The organism is Synechococcus sp. Cruz-7E5 (assembly GCF_024345995.1).
Taxonomy (GTDB): Bacteria; Cyanobacteriota; Cyanobacteriia; order PCC-6307; family Cyanobiaceae; genus Regnicoccus_A.
The window spans coordinates 39,398-57,816 of sequence record NZ_JAGQCE010000017.1 but is presented as its reverse complement, the minus strand read 5'-3'; the positions used below and the strand labels follow the sequence as shown (position 1 = coordinate 57,816).

Sequence of the window (18,419 nt, the reverse complement as noted above, 5' to 3'; positions counted from 1 at the left end):
TCCATCTCGGCCAGAAATCGCTCGCGCCTTGTGCGCTTCTTGGCCGTGGCTTGCTCGTAATCACCGAATCCGAGCTGCTTGCTGCCCATGAACCCAGTCCGCGCTTGCGATTACAGGGGTATTTTCGCGCGGATGGCTCGGGTTTTCCAGAGCTTCCCTTATGGATTGATCCTGCCTTTGAGGGGCGGATTGGGAAGCTTTTTGAGCTATCCTTGCCTGGCTTTCTATTTCACTACGAAGCCGCACAAGCTTTGAGGCAGTGAGGTCATGCTGAATCACCCATAAGATAGGAACGAACAGAAACGAAAAACCGAGTGTCAAAGGTGCTAGTGCGATACTCAAAAAAATGCAGAGGTTTGGCCTGAGATAATTGGGAGGCCTGCCTTGTCTGAGTAGCCCCATCTGCTGGGCTACAAGAACAATACGCTGTTCATCGAGACTTAGCATCATGGCGGCTCCAACACCATTGACAATATACGGGCAATTCATTAAGATGAGTTCAACATGCTTGCTGACCGCTACCAGCACGGGTATTTGAGAATACCAGTACGCAGGCATGCCGACGCGCAAGCTCTTAATAGACGACGTTTCGTCAGGTTTACCAGGCATAGTCTATTCCACTCTCCTGCGATTGATGTTAGCCCGCCAGTGCAAGTAGCCGAATGAAGGCCTGAATCAACCTCGCGTTGCATTGTTTTGACTGGTCGCCCTGATATGTGCCCTGTTGTTTCTTATTAGACTTGGAGACACCGGTTTGATTTACGAAACACCCCCCTCTGTTTGTTACTTCGGAGCGTGCGATGGACGCGAGGTCTGATTGGCTCATCCCCCACACCAATGGCCCAGATATGACAGGCCGCCGCTGGTTAACGGTCCGTGGTGGCTGAAGCGGTCGGGATGGAGAGGCGTCAACTTTCCTGGCAGAGGGGGGCAGCCCATGGCGTGCACGGCCGTATGGCATGTCCCGATCGCTTTGAAGACAAGCCCACTCGCCTTCGATTCCGGTGCCGTTGGGGTGCAGCAGGGTCCTGGGCGGTCGTCCAGCAGGATCCGCGGGCCCAATCGGGGTCAACCGAGGGCGACGTCAAGCGTCATCATCACCGTGAACCCCACCAGGGTCGCCATCGTCACGATCGCGGAATTGCGGCGCTGGCGCTGCGATTCCGGCACCAGCTCGCTGATCACCACGTAGAGCATGGCTCCGGCCGCAAAGCAGAGCGCCAGGGGAAGAATCCCCCGCATGACCAGCACGGCGCCCGCGCCGATCACGCCGGCCAAGGGCTCCACCAGCGCTGATGCCTGCCCGACGAGGAAGCTGCGCCACATGCTCCAACCCTCGCGGCGCAGTGGGAGTGAGACGGCCGCACCCTCCGGAAAGTTCTGGATGGCGATGCCCAGAGCCAGCGCCACCGCTGACCCCAGGCTGAACGCAGGCAGGCCGGCTGCCGCGGCACCGAAGGCCACACCCACCGCCAGACCCTCGGGCACGTTGTGCAGGGTGATCGCCGTCACCAGCAGGGCAGTGCGCTGATGCCGCCCCGGCAAAAGGAAATGCTCCATCAGCTGCATGAGCACGGCTCCTGCCAGAACGCCTACCGCCGCCGTGAGCCAGCTGATCTGCCCCAGCTGGGAGGCAAGGGCGATTCCCGGCTCCAGCAACGACCAGAAGCTGGCCGCCACCATCACACCGGCGCCGAATCCCACCGTGGCATCCATCACCCGGCGGTTCAGCGTGGCGGTGAAGAACACCAGGGAGGCGCCGGCGGCCGTCACCGCCCAGGCGAGCAGGGTGGCGATCAGAGCCTGGAGCAGAGGATCGAGGGTCCTCAGAAATTCGATCACACCGGCGGCGACGATCAGTCCCGATCCTGCTGCGCGAAGCTCCAGCAAGCGAGCGGCTGGGCCGGCTTGCCGTACTGACAAAGAGGGCTGGCGGATCTCTTCCTGCATCAGAAGCCACGACCAGGGCAGCACCAACCAGTTCCCTGCAACCGGCCCTAGCCCTTGGCTTCTGCGCAGCAGTAGGGCACTCGACGGCCGGGGTGGGATCAGGCACCGGCCACATCAGCCAGAACATCGCACTGGAGCAGCGCAAACACCTCCTGGATCTGGACGGCCCGGCCCGGTGGCAGGGAAAGTTCGGTGCCCAGCATGGTTAGGAAAGTCTCCTCCTCCGGTTTCACCACCCGATCGCAGAACACCAGCTGGGTCGCCAACCCGTAGGCCACTTCCTGCTGCGCGGCGGTGAGGGCCGGCACGGCTTGGCGGATCAGTTCTTGCCAGTGATCACGGCGGAGGAGGTGAAGCAAACCATCGATGAGCTGGCCGAAGGCCACCGGTGTCATGCTCCGGTAAGGAGAGCGGTGGATCAGCTGCTCCTTGAGGATGTGCGCCTCCTCAAGGCTGAAGTTGCTGTCGCAGCACACGGCAGCCAGGGGAATGGCAGCGAAGGCCTCGGCGGGGGTCATGGAGAATCCCTGTTCGGTTCCATTCATTACAGCTCAGGGCTGGCAATCAGGCGGTCATCGCGACACAAACCTTGGCGAGTTTCGGAGTCAGTGCTTCCGCATGCAGGCATTACTGAAACCATGAAACGATAATGAAAACCCCTGCCGTCAAGATGCCTGGGATACGGCAGTGGGTGATCTCCGATGCAGGTAAACTGCTGTTGATAGAGTAGTGGAGCTGTAGGTCATCAAGTCTTAAGCCTTTCGCGGCTTCAAGACCAATTCGGGATCTCTTCGGGGCATCTCGAAAAGTTCCAAGTCTCACGGGGCCATGGCACGAGAAGCATTGCAGAGCCTGGTCTTCCCATGCCTCTGGAGAGCGTGGTAGTCAATTTTGAGGTACCGTTGACGCTCTCCGATAAGGCTAGTCGGCATTTCGCGCGCTGGTCAGCCACCGAAGCCGCCTGTGCCCAGGAAGTCTGTAACCGGCGGAGGCGTGCAAATGAAACCACCACTGCTTGCCTGAGCTTCACGATCTAGCGGCAGAACATGGGCTACCGGTTGCTGCCATCCGGCCTGGGTGAATGAGCTCCAGTAGGTCGACACCCATCGGTATGTCCTGACGGGTCGGCCACTGGTCAAGCCTCCCCGTAGCCGATACCGTCCAACTCAATTGGCCGGGTGGATGGATGCTGTTTCACGCTGTCTCTGCCGGACGAGCCATCCCTCTGCTGCTCGGTGCGACCCTGGCCCTTGGGGCCACTCCCTGGGTGGCTCCCGCTGCTCAAGCCACTCAAGCGGGTCAGTCCCAAGTGCTCACAGCCATCCGCCAGGTGTGGCCCGCTGCGCACCATGATTCCGCCATCCGGCTGGCGCGCCTGGAGAGCGGCCTGTCCCCCACCGCCCGTGGCTGCGCCGGGGCTTGCATCGGTCTGTTCCAGATCCACTACACGGCAAACCGTCGCTTGATGGCCGCGATGGGCATTCATACGCCGGACCAGCTGCTGGACCCGATCGTCAACAGCACCGTGGCCTATCGCATGTTCCGCGAGTCGGGTTGGAGGCCCTGGGGCAATCAGCCATGAGCTCTGGGGCTTACCCGGGCGGCAAACGCTGTTACAGCAGCGCCTCGACGCTTGCAACCTTGTCCTCCAGCGTCTGGTCTCGATCGGTGCGGGTGTTGACCTTCACGGTGGTGAAGATGCGTGGAGCGCCCATGGCATGCACGGCCGCATGACAGGCCTCGATCGCTGCGAAAACAGGCGCCCACTCGCCTTCTATCGCGGTGCCGTTGGGGTGGAGCTGGATCTTGAGACCGGCGTTCAGCAGCACCCGCTCGCAGGCTGCGATGTAGGGCGCCAGGTTGACGCCAACCCCAATCGGAACAACGCAGAGATCGACGATCACCTTCATTGTTTGAGCAGCTCGAGCAACCGCTCCACCCGGCCTGCCGCCACTTGACTGAGGCGTTCGTAGGCCGCCCGTTCCTGCTCCTCGATCTGGACCTGGCTGAGCAGTGAGCGATGGGCTTCCAACTCAGGCCATTGCGCCAGGACCGCTTCAATGCCGCGGGCCTTGAGGACCTTGCGCACCGAGGCGGTGTTCAGCGGCAGGGAGAAGGTGAATCGCATGGGGTGGTCACTGATGAACCAAGCAAAAAACCGCTGGCGGCGAACACCATGGCACGATCAGTAAGCCGCTGTGTGACGCAAGTAGCGCGTCCCATCCCGCCCGGGTAAAGCCTTGACCACAGTGGAAGGCAGAGCCTCCGTGCAAGCGGCCATGACCATCCCGGAACAGACCCCGACCCAGGAGCAACCGCTCGGACAGGAGGAAACCCTCGAGCGGGAAGTCCGCGCCGTGCTGAGCGACAACCCGGCCGCCATCAGCAAGGAGGTCCGCAGCCTCACCCTCCGCGCCCTGACCGAAGGAAAACTGGATCAAGGCGCTGTCCAGAAGGTGGTTCGCGCGGTGGTTGCCGGCGCCACCGGCGGCGCTGATGGAGCCAGTGACGGGCAACTGGCTCTCAGGGAGGCCCTGCAAGGACTCGATGAGGCCCTGGCTGCCGCAGCCCAGGCGACCCGCCTGACCCTGGAAGAGGCCGTCGGAAATGCCGGCGCCTTCTCCCGGCAGACACTTCGGCGGCGTCTGGATGATCTCTCCACCCTGGAATCCCTCTTCATCGAGACCGTCAGCCAGACGGCATCCAGCGCGGCTGGTTTCACCCGCACGACCCTTGTGGATGTGGCGGACCATGCGCGAGCGTCGGGATCGGCAGTCGGCTCAGCCGTGAAGGAGGGGGTGACGAGCCTGGGCCGGGCCCTCGCCGAAACCGTGAGCGATCAGGTGGAAGTCACCACGTCCGTGTTGCAGAAGGAAGCGGCCCTGCTGGCGGGCCTCACCAGCGGTGTGCTGCGGGGGATCGCCGATCGTCTGAGCGGCTCGCAGCCGCCGGTGGCGGCTGAGGAGGAGGGAGAGGGGCAGGGCGGTGCTGGAGCCCAGGAACCTCAGCTGCGCAGCTGAGCCGTGCTTCGCGGCGACACAGATGTGCGATGAGTCCTTCATCGTCGGCAGGGTGTGCATGAGTCCTGAAGCCGTGCACCACGAGGTCAGGACTTCCAACAGTTCCTCTATCAGGTCCCCGTCAAGCTCTCCGATGCCATCGGACGCGGCGATCACGCCCACTCTCCCTAGACAGTCAGCCATCAAGCCGATGCCCCGTAGCAGTCGATCGATGAGCTGGAGCGGCCCGCTGCAGGGCAGGCACCGGATCGGCATCAGCAGCCAGTTGGGCGCCAACAAGGAGAGGATCGGTCCTGGTATCAATCGGAGCGCCTCAGAACGGGGTTCCCGGCTTGTGCAGGACAGCACGGGAATGGACTCTGGACGGCCCACGGACCGGCGCTTCTAGCCTGCGGTGATGGCAGAGCCCCACGGGCCGGAGACCTACCGGCAGGCCACCGCCGAGGGTCTGCTGATGGATTGGTTCGCCTTCCTTCGGCAGCGCAATCGCCACGTCTGGGCCGGGCCGGAGCGTGCCCACGTCCAGGTCCGCTCTCCGGACCCTGGCAGTGACGTTGAGGAGCTTTTTGCCGAGGCGGTGCGCTCCCTGTTCGAGCGGCAGGAGGACGTGAACTGGGCCCGCTACAACGCCGAGGCCCGGCGCGTCGTCATCGACGGCCCCGCCGCGGCAAGCGATCCCCAGAGGCTGGTCCGGCGTCTGGAGGAACTGGAAGCACGGCTCGGTCTGCTGGATCAGGAACTCGGGGTGCCCGGTGGCCCCTGCGGCGAGCACCCGGCCGACCTGGAGCCCATCCTGCGCGGCCTCGTCGACCTGGCGGCGCAGCTTGTCGGCGGCGGTGTCGGAGTCGCCCTGCGCGGCACCGGAGTGGGCGAGCGGCTGGGCATCGACCTGGCGGCTGTGCTCCGCTCGGTGGAATCGGTGCCCGGGTTGCGGGAGGCCATCGAGCGGGTGCTGGGCAGCGGCGTGGCCGATCTGATCCTCTCCCTGGCCGATGGGGTGGACCATGCCCTGCTGCGGGGCCTGGCCGGGCCTTTGGTGGCCCTGCTCGAGCACTCCCTGCAGTTGCGGGCGCGGTTGCGGCAACGACGCCAGTGGGAGGAGATCGAAGCACAGCTGAGCGCCGAGCCAGGCGATCACCCCGAATGCAGTCCGGAGATCGGAGAGCGCCCTTGCCCTCTACGGGAGGGTGCGATCGAGATCTACGCCGAGAAGGCGGGGATGCTTGCGCTGGGCGCATTCGGCTTCGGGTTGGCGTCCAGCGGGGACCTGGAGGGCTCGGCGGGGGCGGTGCTGGCGTCGCTACCACGACCAGCCGTGCTGGGACGCAGCGCCTTCACCCTCGAGCTATCCCACCGCCTGGCGGAGAGCGGCGCATTGCTGCTCGACCCGGAAGCCCTCGAGCGGCTCGATCGGATTGACTGCCTGGTGATCGAGAGCGCCCTCCTCGATGCGGTCTGGGGGCAGGCACTGCTGACAGCGGCCCGGGAGGCGGGCCTGATGCGGGTGGTGGTGGCGGAAGCGGAGGAGCGGCTTCCGGGCGATGCCGATCGGCGCTGCCCCCCCGGTGAGGCCGCCACGGCGGCGGTGCGCGCCCTGCAGGCCGAAGGCCGCGGGGTGATGGTGTTCGCTGGGCCGCACCTGCAAGCTCTGGCCGCAGCGGATCTGGGGGTGGGTTTCCGGCAGGAGCAGGGCCCTCCCCCCTGGGGCGCGCATGTGATCGCAGGGCCCGACCTCACCGCCGCCTGGCTGCTGCTGCCTGCCTGCCGAACGGCACGTCGCTGTGCCAGGCAGAGCGTGCAGGCCTCCCTGATCGAGGTGGTGGTGGGGCTGGCCCTCTGCCTGGACGGGGTTGACCGCCGCACCACCCTGGGGGTGAACCAGGCCACCCATCTGCTGGCGGTGATCGCCATCGCCAACGGCGTCCGCCTGGCCCGCAGCATTGAGGCCCATCCACCGGAGCCGGCGGCCGACACCACCCCCTGGCACGCGATGGAGGTGGAGGAGGTGCTGGAGCGCCTGGGCGTCGACCATCGAGGCCGCGACGGAACGGTGGAGGAGTCGGAAGGGGATTCGGCGCAGGAACGGCGGGGCCCGCCGGGGAGCGATCTGATGCGGCTTGTCCTGGAGGAACTGGACAGCCCACTGGTGCCGGTGCTCACCGCTGGTGCGGCCCTCTCGGCTCTCGTGGCCTCGCCGGTGGATGCGGGCCTGATCCTCGCGGTCCTTGCCGGCAACGCGCTGATGGGAGCCTTCCAGCGACAGCGGGTGGAGCGGGCGGTCGCGGCCCTCCAGTGCCGCCATGCCGCGCCCGTCTGGGTGCGGCATGGCGGCGAACTGCGCCGCATCGATGCCGCTGGCCTGCGGGTCGGGGACGTGATCGGCCTGGAGGCCGGCGAGGTGGTGCCGGCCGACTGCCGCATCCTTTCGTCGACGGGCCTGCAGGTGGATGAGGCCGTCCTCACCGGCGAGTCGTTCCCCGTCGCCAAGGACCCGCATGCCACCGCTGCTCTGGCGCTGGCGGAGCGGCGATCGATGCTCTACGCGGGCACCACGGTCGTGGCCGGTGAGGTGGAGGCGGTCGTGATCGCCGTGGGTGACGCCACGGAAGCCCGGCGGGGGCTGGCGGCCGTGAGGGATGCCGCCCTCGCTGGTGGCGTGGAGGGGCGGCTGGAATCGCTCACCGAGATCACCACGCCGATCGCGACAATGAGCGGTCTTGCGGTGCTGCTCTCCGCGCTGGCCCGCGGCCGGGATCCGCGCGGAGCGCTAGGCGAGGGCGTGGCGCTGGCGGTGGCGGCAGTGCCGGAGGGGCTGCCGGTGCTCGCCAGCCTGGCTCAGTTCGCCGCAGCCGAACGGCTCTCGGGCGAGAAGGTGCTGGTGCGCAATCCTCGCGCCATCGAGTCCCTCGGTCGCGTCGACGTGATCTGCCTCGACAAGACCGGCACGCTCACCTCCGGTCACATCCGGCTGGTGGAGGTGTCCGATGGCATCCGTTCCATGGCCCCCGAGCAGCTGGATGCGGCGGGAACGCTGGTGCTGCGTCTGGCGCTATGGGCCACACCGGTGCCCGAACCCGGCAAGCGGCTGGCCCATCCCACCGATCGCGGCCTGCTGGAGGGCGCGGAGAAGGCTGGTTTGATCCGGGCGGAGTGTCCAGCGGAGGCCTCGCTGCCGTTTGAGCCTTCTCGCGGTTACCACGCCAGCCTCTGCCGCCAGGACGGTCGGCGGCTCCTCTGCGTGAAGGGTTCACCGGAGATCGTGCTTGCCGCCAGCGTGCAGGAGCGCACCGCCATCGGGCCGGTGCTGATGGACGGTGCGGCCCGGGAACGTCTGATGGGGGTGGCCAGGGATCTGGCCAAGAGGGGGCTGCGGGTGCTGGCGGTGGCTTCCCGGAGTCCCGACGAGGCCGGGGCGCTGTCCGACTCCTGCTGCGGCCAACTCGCCGATGTCGACGTGAGGGATCTGGAGTTCGTTGGCTTCGTGGCGCTGGAGGACCCCATCCGCGAGACGGCGCGGGAGGCGCTGGCCGATCTGCGCCGGGCGGGAGTGGCCGCGAAGATCATCACCGGCGACCATCCGGCCACCGCCGCCGCCATCGCGCGGGAGCTGGATCTGCCCACCGACGGGAGCGTGCTCACCGGTCCGATGCTCGAGGACATGAACGACGCCGAACTGCAGGAAGCGGTGCTGTCGGCGTCGGTCTTCGCGCGGATCACCTCGATGCAGAAGATGCAGATCGTCAGGACCCTGCGGCAGGCCGGGCGGGTGGTGGCCATGACCGGCGACGGGGCGAACGACGCAGCCGCGATCCGCCTGGCGGATGTGGGCATCGCCCTGGGCTCCCGGGCCACAGAAGCCGCCCGTTCCGCCGCCGACATCGTGGTGACCGACGGCCGGATCGAGACGATCGTGCGGGCGGTGCTGGAGGGCCGGGCGCTGTGGCGGTCGGTGCGGGACGCGGTGGGACTGCTGGTTGGGGGCAACCTCGGTGAGATCGGCTTCACCCTGTTCACCGGACTGGGGGAGGGGCGGCCGGCGCTGACCACGCGCCAGCTGCTGCTGCTGAACCTGCTCACCGACGTTGCCCCGGCGCTCGCGATCGCCTTGCGGCCCCCTGCGGATCTGAAGCCCGAGGACCTGCTTGAGGAAGGCCCCGAGGCGAGTCTGGGGAAGGCATTGGATCAGGACATCCTGCGGACGGCCACGATCACGGCCCTCAGCGCCGGCATCGCCCGCTCGGTGGCAGGGATGGCCGGCGATCGGCAGGCCGCCAACACCGTCGGCCTGCTGGCGCTGGTGGGCACCCAGCTGGGTCAGGCGATGGCCACGCGCCGCACGGACGGTCTGAACCTGCTTACCGGCATGGGCTCCTTCGGCGCGCTGCTCGCCACGGTCCAGACTCCCGTGCTCAGCCAGGCCTTCGGCTGCCGGCCCCTGGGGCCTCTGGGACTGCTGCAGGCGGGCACAGCCACGGCGGTCGGCACCGGGGTGGGTGTGGTGCTTCCCTGGCTGCAGAGTTGGCTGACCCCGCCGCGGGCAGTTCCTGGCTCCACGCCACGGTCTGCAAGGGGCGGCAGCTCTCCCTCGGCGAGAACCGCGGCAGAGGCAGTCACACCCCCAGAAACTGCACCATCAGGAAGTAGATCACCAGGCTCAGAACGTCCTGGATGATGGTGGCCACGGGCCCGGAGCCGAAGGCTGGGTCCCGTCCGAGCCGCTCCAGCCCCCAGGGAAGCAGGATGCCGATGCTGGTGGCCATCCCGCCGGCGGCGAAGATCGAGAGCGCCACCGCCAGGGCCAGGCGCTGGCTGCCGAATCCGATCACCACGAGGGGAACGCTGAGCAGGCCAAGGACTGAGCCGATCAGAAAGCCGGTCTGGATCTCCCCCACGATCGAACGGCGCAGTGGCACGTGGTTCATCGAGAAGCCGCGCACCGCGATCGCTTCCGACTGGGTGCCGATGGCATCGGCCAGATAGACGATGGCTGGCATGAAGAACGCCACCATCACATTCCGGCTCAGGGTCTCCTCGTAGCGGGAGACCACCCAGGTGGCCAGGAAGCTGCCCGCCAGGCCCACCAGCAGCCACGGCAGCCGCTCCCTGGCTCTCTGGACCGGTGCTTCGGTCATCGCTCGGAGGGAGCGCAGGTGATCGTGCTGCAGACCGGCCAGGAGGTTCAGATCCTCGATGTGCTCCCGGCGCAGGATCGTGATCAGCGCCGTAGGGGGGGGACCACCCCGAGGAAGCGGCCCTCGCGGTCCGCCACCGGAACGGCGGCCAGCTGGTGCTCCACTGCCAGCCCGGCCACCTGCTCCTGGTCGTCGAGGGGATGGACGCACACCCGTACGGGCCGGAACAGCTCAAGCATCGAGGTCTCCGCAGGCGCCGCCAGCAGATCCACCAGCGCGACGAGCCCCTGCAGCCTCCCGGCTTCGTCGAGCACGTACAGCGACTCGACCACTTTGAAATCCCCGCGCGCCAGACGGGTGCGCACATCGTCTGCTTGCTCGGTCGCCAGCGCACGTGGAACCAGCTCCGTGAGATGGGCGCCGGCCGTCTTGGAGCGGATGGGAAAGGGCGGGGAGAGGGCCACGCGAATCAGCCGCTCCGGGAAGGCGTTTCCCTGGAGGGTCCGCCTTCACCTTCCCGGGCGTGGGGCCGAGAATCGCCTTGAATGGTCGCCAGTCGCCGTTCGTAGGCCAGGGCCCACTCCATGGGATCACCGCCGCGAGGAACCACGCGGAGGAATTCCGGCAACGCGAGAATCCCTTCCACCGCCCCGCCCAGTCGTTCAACCGACCGGCTATCCGGCAGCCGTCTCTTCAGCTCCTGTTCCAACCGCTGGAAGTACCAGGCCGAGGCTTCCAGACCCGCCCTGGCCCGCTGCCAGCAGGTGGGATCGCGGTGGCTGTCGAGCAGGTGATCCCAGGCGTTGTGCGCTTTGTCCGCCGCGGTCACCAGCAGGGAAGCCTCTGGTTTTCGGGCCAGGCTGTCGAGATAGAGGCGTTTCCAGTGGAACCAGGCGGCGGCATTGCCGTCGGCGTCATGCTTGCCGGGGTCGGTGCAATCCTGCACGATGTCCGCTATTGGGCTGCCGAAGCGATGGGCGATCGAACTGTGGCTCTGGCCGGCATCCTCGATCGCATCATGCAGGAGGCCGGCGATGGCCTGGTCCTCATTGCCTCCGTCTTCCCAAACCAGGGAGCTTACGGCGATGACGTGCGACAGGTAGGGAACCTCCTTGCCGTCACGCCGCTGTTCGCGATGCAGATCCGCCGCCCACTGCAGGGCCTCGCTGTAGCGGGGGGTGATGAGAACCGAAGCCAACCCCTGGGGCACTCGATGGAATCGTTTTCCCATGATGCCCGAACTGCCTCTTGGCGCCGCCTCCGGCACTCCCCTGGACTTTCAATCCCCCGGGCTTCCGGTTGAAGTGCCCATGAGGCGGCGGGGAAGACGGGGCTGGCTGGGCTAACCAGGATGATCCCGTCAGGCTTGCCTGTGAAGTTCGACACCACCTCAAGCAAGCTGCTGCTGCGGGAGGCCATCGATCGAGTCTGTCAGGCGGCGGATGATCCTCAGCTGCCGCTGGATGATCTGGCGCAGGGTGTGGTTGCCCTTCTGACCCCAACGCCGTCCCCTGAGCTGTTCAGCGATGCGGCCAAGGGCTGATGCCTGGTCGACCATCCCGCCAGGACTCCTGCATCTCGATTCCTACCGTTGCAGGTCAGCCTGCTGCAGCCCCAAGCGGGCCATCGCTTTCCTGGAAACCAAGGCCCGCTTGCTGTTTGCTGCGCTTGAGGCTCTCGATATGAGCGTCGATGTGGACGGTACGGCGGTGACCGCGATCACGGCCCACTTCGAATCGAAGTTGATCAGCTATACCCGCCAGCGCGAGCTGGTGAGCGATAGTCAGTTCGCTCCCAATGACGAGGATGAGCGCTACTGCTGTGCCGCCTATGCCCTGTACCGCCGCACGGGAGCGGCGCTGACCATCCGGGACCGGCTCAATACCCTGCTCGCCGTGAACAGCGGCGAACCGGATCCTGCGCAAGGACTGGGCCCCGAGCAGGCCGTGGTGTTCTGCGACGATCTGAATGATCAGCTTGATGCCGCCATCCACCTCAGCCCTCGCCATTCAGCCGCAGGCAGCCCAGCCCAAGGGCGTTGCGGTTTTGCTCGTCCTTTTCAAGGAGGCTTAGGGGTTCCTTGTCGCCGCCTTCCACGCATTGCTGCCCTCCATCATCGGCAGCAGGGTCAGCGAACGGAAAGGCTGCCAGACCTTGGCGACATCACGCTCATGGCGGAATCCATCCAGCAAATCCATCAGGACCATATCGCCGATCGCCATTGGCTACTCCCCGAGTAGCCCATCCAGACTATCCACCTCAGACATGCTGAGCCCATTGAAGAAGTCGATCCAGACCGAGGAATCAACGATGATCACGCCGGAGCATCGGGCTCATCAAGCCGCTGGACCTCCAGCTCACCGTCCCACTGGAGCCGGCCACGGAACGAACGGATCTCACTCTGCCGGTGCAACTGCACCAGGGTGCGGACTTCTTTGCTGACAGTGGGGGGCTTCAGTGGATGCCAGGCGTCGAGCCGTCACTCTTGTTGAGCTGAATGCCCAGGTAGGTGGCTTCGTGGTTGAGGGCCTTTTTTGTTTCGATGTTGCCAGCTGCTGCTGCTGCGGCGAAGCGCACGAGCAGCGAGTCCCGAAGGGCTTGTTCGCGGGCAGGGTTGCTGGAGGCGTTGGACATTGGGCTGGACTGGGAGAAGCGGAAAAAACAGATCCGCAGTTCAACCATAAGCCTCTTCGAGCAGGAGGAGACGCTGCTTTGTCTGTGGCTAACTACACCAAACTGTGTTTTGAGTCACCGTCCTGGCCCTTGGCATGGGAAAGGCGCTCTCCTGCTGCCTCAGCAGGGTGAGCTCTGGTGATGGAGCCCTGCTCAGAGCCGTTCAGGCCTCCAGTCGGTTTTCCACAGGTCTGCAACCGCTGGGTGATCGGGAGCATCACTCGGGGGGGCGAGCAGACGGCTCGTGTCCTGCCAACACGGGTCTTCATCAAAAGCCTTTTGCGATCCTTGAAAATCAGACACCTGGCCCTGGTTCTCGTGCGTCCCCATGCGTCAGCACTTTGCTCCGCCATCGTTCCGGTGACCCTCCTGCAGCGCTGGCAGATTCCGAGGCCCTGAAGGCTGTTCTCTGGACGTCTCTGGACTGGTTTGCCGTGCTGGCTCTGACGGCTGGTGGTTTCCTGGGCGTGCTGACCGAGCAGGGCCCCTAGCTCGAGCTTGTGGTAAAGCGCCTGCCAGCACAGGCTGCCAATCGCTGATGAACACCCAGCCCCATGTCCATAGCCCGCTCTACATCGATGCCCTGATCGCCGTGATGACGTGATCCTCGTCTGTGAAGCGACTGGTGTGGAAGACGTCAGGGATCCCTGGACCCTTCGCAAGAAGCTCTGCGGAGCCTCGCTTGTGCACAAGCCGCCCGATCCGGTGGAGCTCCGCGTCACGCCTGAGCGGCAGGAGCCGACCTTGGGGACGCGCTCCACCGGATCGTTGATCTAACGTCAGATTTGAACTTGACCATGTGGTGACAGCGGTTCAGACGTTGACGCCCTACGCAGGCCATGCAGTCACACCATCCGTTTGGTGTGTTCGCCGGTACACGATCCAATAGCCCACTCCCCCTCGTGATCGTCCGTTCCGCCTCCCCGACGGCCTGCACCAGTTCGCCGACCCAGATCGCCCTCTCGGCCAGCCTGCCGCTGCTGGCCGCCGCTCTGGTGGGCCCAACCGCCATGCTCCCCAGCTGGACCGTGCCGCTGCCGGCCATGCTTGTCGCGCTGTGGGCCAGCTGGCTGGCGAGCCGACCAGAGCAGACCCTGCCCCTGGCCGCTCGGCGCTCGGCCGTGCTGGTGATCACCTTGTTGGGGGGGCGTTACCTGTTCTGGCGGATCGGGGAGACCCTCAACCTGGCCACGCCCATCAGCACCGTCCTGAGCCTGCTGATGCTGGTGGCGGAGCTCACCCTGCTGGCCAATGGCCTGCTGCAGCTCTGGCTCACCTGGGCACGGCAGCCGCCGGTACCCCAGGAGGCCGCGGTCGCAGAGCGGACCCTCCAGCAGCGAATCGCCAGGGAACCCTGGCACGTACCGGCTGTTGACGTGCTGGTGCCCAGCTGTGGTGAACCGGCCGACCTGATCGAGCGCTGCCTGCGCGGCTGCCTGGCGATGGACTACCCGCGCCACCAGGTCTGGTTGCTTGATGACAGCGCTCGCCCGGAGCTGAGCCAGCTCTGCCGTCGCCTTGGCTGCCACTACCTGAGCCGCGACAGCAACACCCATGCCAAGGCGGGCAACCTCAACCACGCCCTGCCCCATCTGAAGGGCGAGCTGCTGGCGGTCTTCGATGCCGATGTGGTGCCGCGAGCGGCCTTTCTGGCCCGAAGCGTGGGCCTGTTCACAGATCCGCGGGTGGGGTTCGTGCAGACTCCCCAGACCTATATGAACGCCGATCCGGTGATGCGCAACCTGCGGCTGGAGCGCTGGCTCATGCCCGATGAGGAGAGCTTCTACCGCTGGATCGAGCCCACCCGCCAGGCGGTCGGAGCGGTGGTCTGTGCCGGCACTTCGTTCGTGATGCGTCGTTCGGCCCTGGAGCGGGTGGGTGGCTTCGAGACTGGTACCCCCTCCGAAGACCTGGCCACCGGCATCCGGTTGGCGGCGGCGGGCTACCGCAACCTCTACCTCAACGCGAAGCTGAGCGCCGGTCTGGCGCCATTCACGATCGGTGCCATGGCACGCCAGCGCAGCCGCTGGGCCAGTGGCACCCTGCAGACCCTGCGCACGGGCGCCAATCCGTTCACTATCGCCGGGCTCACCCCTCTGCAGCGGATCGCCTATCTGGAGGGGATCCTGCACTGGTTCAACGTGGTGCCCCAGCTGGTTCTGCTGCTGATGCCGCTCTCCCTGGGGCTGCTGGGTGTGGCCCCGATCCTGGTGCAGGGACAGGGCCTGGTGACCATGGCCTTGCCGTTTTATCTCTCTCAATTGCTGCTGGTGAGCTGGTTCAGCCGCGGCTCCCGCAACGCCCTGCTGCCGGAGCTGTACCGCTGGATCTTTCTGCTGCCGCTCGTGGGGGCCGTGCTCAGCACAGTGGCGGGCCGGCCCCAGCGCTTCCGGGTCACCCCCAAGGCGGTCGCCGACAGGGCCCGGCCCGGCCCAGAGCAGCGCCTGCTGGTGCCGTTGCTGGGTCTGTTGGGGCTGCAGCTGCTCAATCTCACCCTGCTGATCGTCGGCCGCGGCATGAATGGAGCGATCGGGGCGGCAGCCTCCAGCCTCGTTCCGGCCAACCAGGCGCTTGGTCTCACCTGGTCGCTGCTGGGCTGCACAAGTCTGTTGCTGGCGCTGCGCACCTGCTGGGACCGACCTCAGGACAGCCCGGTGCCGTGGCTGCGGATCGACGGGCTGACGCTGCAGATGCGTACAGCCCTTGGGTTCCGGCCCGCCCGGATCCTGGCCATCAGCGAGCAGGGCGTGGAACTCGCCCTGGCCCATGCCGATCCCGCTGGCCAACTGCCTGGCGCCGGACTAGATGGCGATGCTGGCAGCTGGAGCCTGGCCTGGCCCGGCGGCATTGTGGACGCCCTGCCCCTGCGGGTGGAGCAGCGTCGCTCCGAGCTAGGTGTGCTGAGGATCGGTTGCCGCTGGGGGCCTCTCAGCGATTCCCAGACCGAAGCTCTGCAGGCTCTGCTCTACCGGGGACCCGGTGAGTGGCCCAGCCATCAGGCCCCCTTTGAGGCCCTGGCCCTGCTGGCGGTGCTGGCTCTGCTGCTCCAGCCGGTGCCGCCCCAGGGTTGGTTCGATCGCAGCGTGCTCTCAGCCGCCGGTCCTCAGGTAGGGGATCGGAGCCGTGATGCGCAGGCGCGGCTCATCGAAGCACGCTGAAATGAGACGGCCCTGTCGAGGTCGGCAGCCGTTGCGACAACGATCAGTGCTGCTTGCTGCATAGGGTCAGGTTGTTCTGTGTGTCACGCCTCCCAGATGGCACCGGAGCGCTTCTTCCTCGAACTCGATCCGCCCGAAACCCAGTGGCAGGACCTCCCCCATGTGGTGATCGTGGGCGGTGGCTTCGCCGGTCTCAAGGTTTGCCACGCCCTGGCCCGCAAGCCTGTGCGCGTCACCCTGATCGACAAGCGCAACTTCAACCTCTTCCAGCCGCTCCTGTATCAGGTGGCATCCGGTCTGGTTTCGGAAGCCGACGTGGCCTCGCCCCTGCGCCAGATGGTGGGCCAGGCCCCCAACATCCAGATCCTGCTGGGTGAGGTGGTGGACATCGACCCCAAAGCAAAGGAGGTGGTGTTCAACGACCACCGCTACGGCTACGACCATCTGATCCTGGCCAGCGGATCTGGCAGCACCTACTTCGGCCATGAGGAATGGCGTCCCCTGGCGCCGCCGATGAAGATCCTCGAGCACGCCGATGAGATCCGCCGTCGCCTGCTGATGGCCCTGGAGGAAGCGGAGCAGACGAAAGATCCCGAGCGCCTCCGCTTCCTGCAGACCGCCGTGGTGGTGGGCGCCGGACCAGCTGGCTGCGAACTTGCAGGCTCCCTGATCGAGCTGATGCACCGCGCCATCCGGTACGACTTCAAGCAGCTCGATCAAGACCGCTGCCGAGTGATCCTGGTGGATGTGGTGGAGAGGGTGTTGCCCGCCATGCACCCCAGCCTGTCGGAGGCGGCCGGCACTTATCTGGGCCGGGCGGGAGTGGAGCTCAAACTGGGAGCGAAGGTGGAGTCGATCGCTCCTGGACGGGTCAGCCTCGTCACCACCGGCGAAGCCGGGGACCCCGAGCAGCTGGAAGCGGCCACCATCTGCTGGACCGCCGGCGTGCGCGCCTCCCGCCTCGGCAAGCTGCTGGCCGACCGCACCGGTTGCGAGGTCGACCGGGGTGGGCGTCTGCTTGTGGAGCCCGATTTCTCCATCCCCGGCCATCCCGAGATCCGGGCTGTGGGGGATCTCTGTTGCTACAGCCACACGGGTGATGGCAAGCCCCTGCCCGGGATGGCGGGCCCGGCGGTGCAGATGGGAGGCTGGGTGGCCCGCGACATCCTGGCCAGTCTGGAGGAGCGCCGCCTGCCTCCCTTCCGCTGGACGGATCTCGGCAGCATGGCCGTGATCGGCCCCTTCCATGCCGTGGCCGACCTGCGCGGCCTGCATGTGACCGGCCTGCCGGGCTGGGTGCTCTGGGCCCTGGCCCACCTGGCCTTCATCCCCGACACGGAGAACCGCATCGCCCTGTTCAGCAAGTGGATGTGGCAGATCGCCACCCGCCAGCGCACCGCCCTGCTGATCACCGGCCGCCCCGACCAGCACCTGGGTGTGGATGTGGGCCTGCAACGTGCCGTCCGGCAAGACCAGGCTTCACGCGCGTCCGCCTGAGCAGCAGCCGTGACGAATGCCCTGCTGCACTGCAGTCGACTACCGCAGATCCCATTGTTTGCCGCCGAATACGAGAAGGCTCTCGGCGCCATGCTCGCCCTGGGCGATGAGCTGACTGCCTGCGGCACTGGAGGTATCGGCATTGACAGCGGGAAGTACCTGCTTGAGCAAACCCAATGCCAGCACGCCCTTTATGGACGCATTGGATAGCCCCGGCTACCGGGTTACGGGGGAATCCTCATCACCCGCACCCGCACCCCGGCGAGTACAAAGGTCGTGACTGCTGAGTGCGGCTGCGTGGGCCTCACCAGAGGCCTGGCAGGAGCCGCGCGCTGCGCTGCTGCCAGGTGCTGAACTCCGGGTACTTCGCCGCCATCTGCACTTCCTTCTGGCCAATGCGCTGGAGGTAGATCAGCAGCACCAGAGCCGGCACCAGGTAGGCCCAGCCGTTGCCGGCCACCACCGCAAAGCTCAGGTAGCGCAGCAGATCGCCGAGGTAGTTCACATGGCGCACGCGCCGCCAGATGCCGTCGCTCACCAGGCCGGCACCCATTGCCTTGGCGGTGGTTTTCTGTGCATCGGCGCTGGCGTTGATCAGGCTGCCGAAGCTGAACAGCCCCAGCGCCACGGCCACGGCGGCCTGGGAGATCGGCATGGGATTGAGAAAGGCCAGCAGCCCCGGCAGGCTGTAGAGCACCCCGATGAACAGCAGGGCGAAGCCAAACCCCACCACTCCCACACGCTCGCTGAACAGCTGGCGAGCCCGCTCGGGAAACAGCCACTGCTCCAGCAGCCACCAGAGGCAGTAGCTGATGTGCAGGCTGAGATAGACCACCTGGCGCATGTCCTTCACACCGACCACGGCCGCGAGCACCAGCAGCAGCACGATCGTGAGCATTTTGGCGGTGTTGATCGCCGTGAGTTGGCTCCAGCCCGCCGGCGGGGCCTGGCCCTCGTCCCGTGCTGATTCAGCCATCCGCGCACCCTCG

The 18,419-nt window shown here is 66.2% G+C and carries 19 protein-coding genes; 10 read left to right on the top strand and 9 right to left on the bottom strand.

Annotated elements, in window-relative coordinates; all coding sequences use genetic code 11:
* On the top strand, positions 1–263 hold a 263-nt coding region (locus tag KBY77_RS14725; RefSeq protein WP_255106044.1), incomplete at its 5' end, for a hypothetical protein.
* 805 nt (positions 264–1,068) lie between these two features.
* On the opposite strand, the gene KBY77_RS14720 is transcribed toward KBY77_RS14725, so the two are convergent.
* Positions 1,069–1,950 (bottom strand): ZIP family metal transporter, encoded by an 882-nt coding sequence (locus tag KBY77_RS14720; RefSeq protein WP_255106042.1) that lies wholly within the window; start codon positions 1,948–1,950, stop codon positions 1,069–1,071.
* A gap of 98 nt (positions 1,951–2,048) precedes the next feature.
* A complete protein-coding gene (locus tag KBY77_RS14715) occupies positions 2,049–2,468 on the bottom strand; it encodes a tellurite resistance TerB family protein (RefSeq protein ID WP_255106039.1) in 420 nt (139 codons plus the stop codon).
* A gap of 668 nt (positions 2,469–3,136) precedes the next feature.
* Between KBY77_RS14715 and KBY77_RS14710 the strand changes: the two genes are divergently transcribed.
* A complete protein-coding gene (locus tag KBY77_RS14710; protein WP_255106037.1) occupies positions 3,137–3,532 on the top strand; it encodes a transglycosylase SLT domain-containing protein in 396 nt (131 codons plus the stop codon).
* A 31-nt stretch (positions 3,533–3,563) separates the two neighbouring features.
* On the opposite strand, the gene KBY77_RS14705 is transcribed toward KBY77_RS14710, so the two are convergent.
* Positions 3,564–3,860 carry an MTH1187 family thiamine-binding protein gene (locus KBY77_RS14705; protein ID WP_255106034.1) on the bottom strand — a complete coding sequence of 99 codons (297 nt, stop codon included), beginning with the start codon at positions 3,858–3,860 and terminating at the stop codon, positions 3,564–3,566.
* Complete coding sequence (locus tag KBY77_RS14700) at positions 3,857–4,078, bottom strand: hypothetical protein (protein WP_255106032.1); 222 nt, start codon at positions 4,076–4,078, stop codon at positions 3,857–3,859. Before KBY77_RS14700 ends, KBY77_RS14705 begins: the two co-directional genes overlap by 4 nt.
* Positions 4,079–4,229: 151 nt before the next feature.
* Between KBY77_RS14700 and KBY77_RS14695 the strand changes: the two genes are divergently transcribed.
* Both KBY77_RS14695 and KBY77_RS14690 read left to right on the top strand, forming a co-directional pair.
* The gene (locus KBY77_RS14695) at positions 4,230–4,970 is read left to right on the top strand and encodes a DUF6781 family protein (protein WP_255106028.1); all 741 of its coding nucleotides are present in this window, start codon (positions 4,230–4,232) and stop codon (positions 4,968–4,970) included.
* 397 nt (positions 4,971–5,367) lie between these two features.
* The gene (locus KBY77_RS14690) at positions 5,368–9,642 is read left to right on the top strand and encodes a cation-transporting P-type ATPase (RefSeq protein WP_255106026.1); all 4,275 of its coding nucleotides are present in this window, start codon (positions 5,368–5,370) and stop codon (positions 9,640–9,642) included.
* On the opposite strand, the gene KBY77_RS14685 is transcribed toward KBY77_RS14690, so the two are convergent.
* From KBY77_RS14685 to KBY77_RS14675, 3 genes are all read right to left on the bottom strand, one after another.
* Positions 9,581–10,102, bottom strand: a complete 522-nt coding sequence (locus KBY77_RS14685; protein WP_255106023.1) for a magnesium transporter — start codon at positions 10,100–10,102, stop codon at positions 9,581–9,583. The two genes, KBY77_RS14690 and KBY77_RS14685, sit on opposite strands and share 62 nt — an antisense overlap.
* A gap of 83 nt (positions 10,103–10,185) precedes the next feature.
* Entirely contained in the window at positions 10,186–10,566 is a 381-nt protein-coding gene (locus KBY77_RS14680) for a CBS domain-containing protein (protein ID WP_255106021.1), read from the bottom strand.
* Between the two features lie 5 nt (positions 10,567–10,571).
* The gene (locus KBY77_RS14675; RefSeq protein WP_255106020.1) at positions 10,572–11,300 is read right to left on the bottom strand and encodes an HD domain-containing protein; all 729 of its coding nucleotides are present in this window, start codon (positions 11,298–11,300) and stop codon (positions 10,572–10,574) included.
* A gap of 174 nt (positions 11,301–11,474) precedes the next feature.
* Here KBY77_RS14675 and KBY77_RS14670 point away from each other — a divergent pair, with 174 nt between their 5' ends.
* Together KBY77_RS14670 and KBY77_RS14665 are read left to right on the top strand one after the other, a co-directional pair.
* Positions 11,475–11,645: a hypothetical protein gene (locus KBY77_RS14670; protein WP_255106018.1), complete on the top strand. Its 171-nt coding sequence runs from the start codon at positions 11,475–11,477 to the stop codon at positions 11,643–11,645.
* 139 nt (positions 11,646–11,784) lie between these two features.
* A complete protein-coding gene (locus KBY77_RS14665; RefSeq protein ID WP_255106015.1) occupies positions 11,785–12,342 on the top strand; it encodes a hypothetical protein in 558 nt (185 codons plus the stop codon).
* A 214-nt stretch (positions 12,343–12,556) separates the two neighbouring features.
* On the opposite strand, the gene KBY77_RS14660 is transcribed toward KBY77_RS14665, so the two are convergent.
* The gene (locus KBY77_RS14660) at positions 12,557–12,784 is read right to left on the bottom strand and encodes a hypothetical protein (protein ID WP_255106013.1); all 228 of its coding nucleotides are present in this window, start codon (positions 12,782–12,784) and stop codon (positions 12,557–12,559) included.
* Positions 12,785–13,375: 591 nt separating this feature from the next.
* Between KBY77_RS14660 and KBY77_RS14655 the strand changes: the two genes are divergently transcribed.
* The 4 genes from KBY77_RS14655 to KBY77_RS14640 all read left to right on the top strand — a co-directional run bounded on the left by KBY77_RS14655 (position 13,376) and on the right by KBY77_RS14640 (position 17,640).
* The gene (locus KBY77_RS14655) at positions 13,376–13,552 is read left to right on the top strand and encodes a hypothetical protein (protein ID WP_255106011.1); all 177 of its coding nucleotides are present in this window, start codon (positions 13,376–13,378) and stop codon (positions 13,550–13,552) included.
* A 125-nt stretch (positions 13,553–13,677) separates the two neighbouring features.
* A complete protein-coding gene (locus KBY77_RS14650) occupies positions 13,678–15,933 on the top strand; it encodes a glycosyltransferase (protein WP_255106009.1) in 2,256 nt (751 codons plus the stop codon).
* Positions 15,934–16,029: 96 nt separating this feature from the next.
* Complete coding sequence (locus tag KBY77_RS14645) at positions 16,030–17,430, top strand: NAD(P)/FAD-dependent oxidoreductase (RefSeq protein ID WP_255106007.1); 1,401 nt, start codon at positions 16,030–16,032, stop codon at positions 17,428–17,430.
* Positions 17,431–17,439: 9 nt separating this feature from the next.
* Positions 17,440–17,640 (top strand): hypothetical protein, encoded by a 201-nt coding sequence (locus KBY77_RS14640; RefSeq protein WP_255106006.1) that lies wholly within the window; start codon positions 17,440–17,442, stop codon positions 17,638–17,640.
* 94 nt (positions 17,641–17,734) lie between these two features.
* On the opposite strand, the gene KBY77_RS14635 is transcribed toward KBY77_RS14640, so the two are convergent.
* Positions 17,735–18,406 (bottom strand): isoprenylcysteine carboxylmethyltransferase family protein, encoded by a 672-nt coding sequence (locus KBY77_RS14635; RefSeq protein WP_255106004.1) that lies wholly within the window; start codon positions 18,404–18,406, stop codon positions 17,735–17,737.
* Positions 18,407–18,419 lie beyond the last annotated feature (13 nt).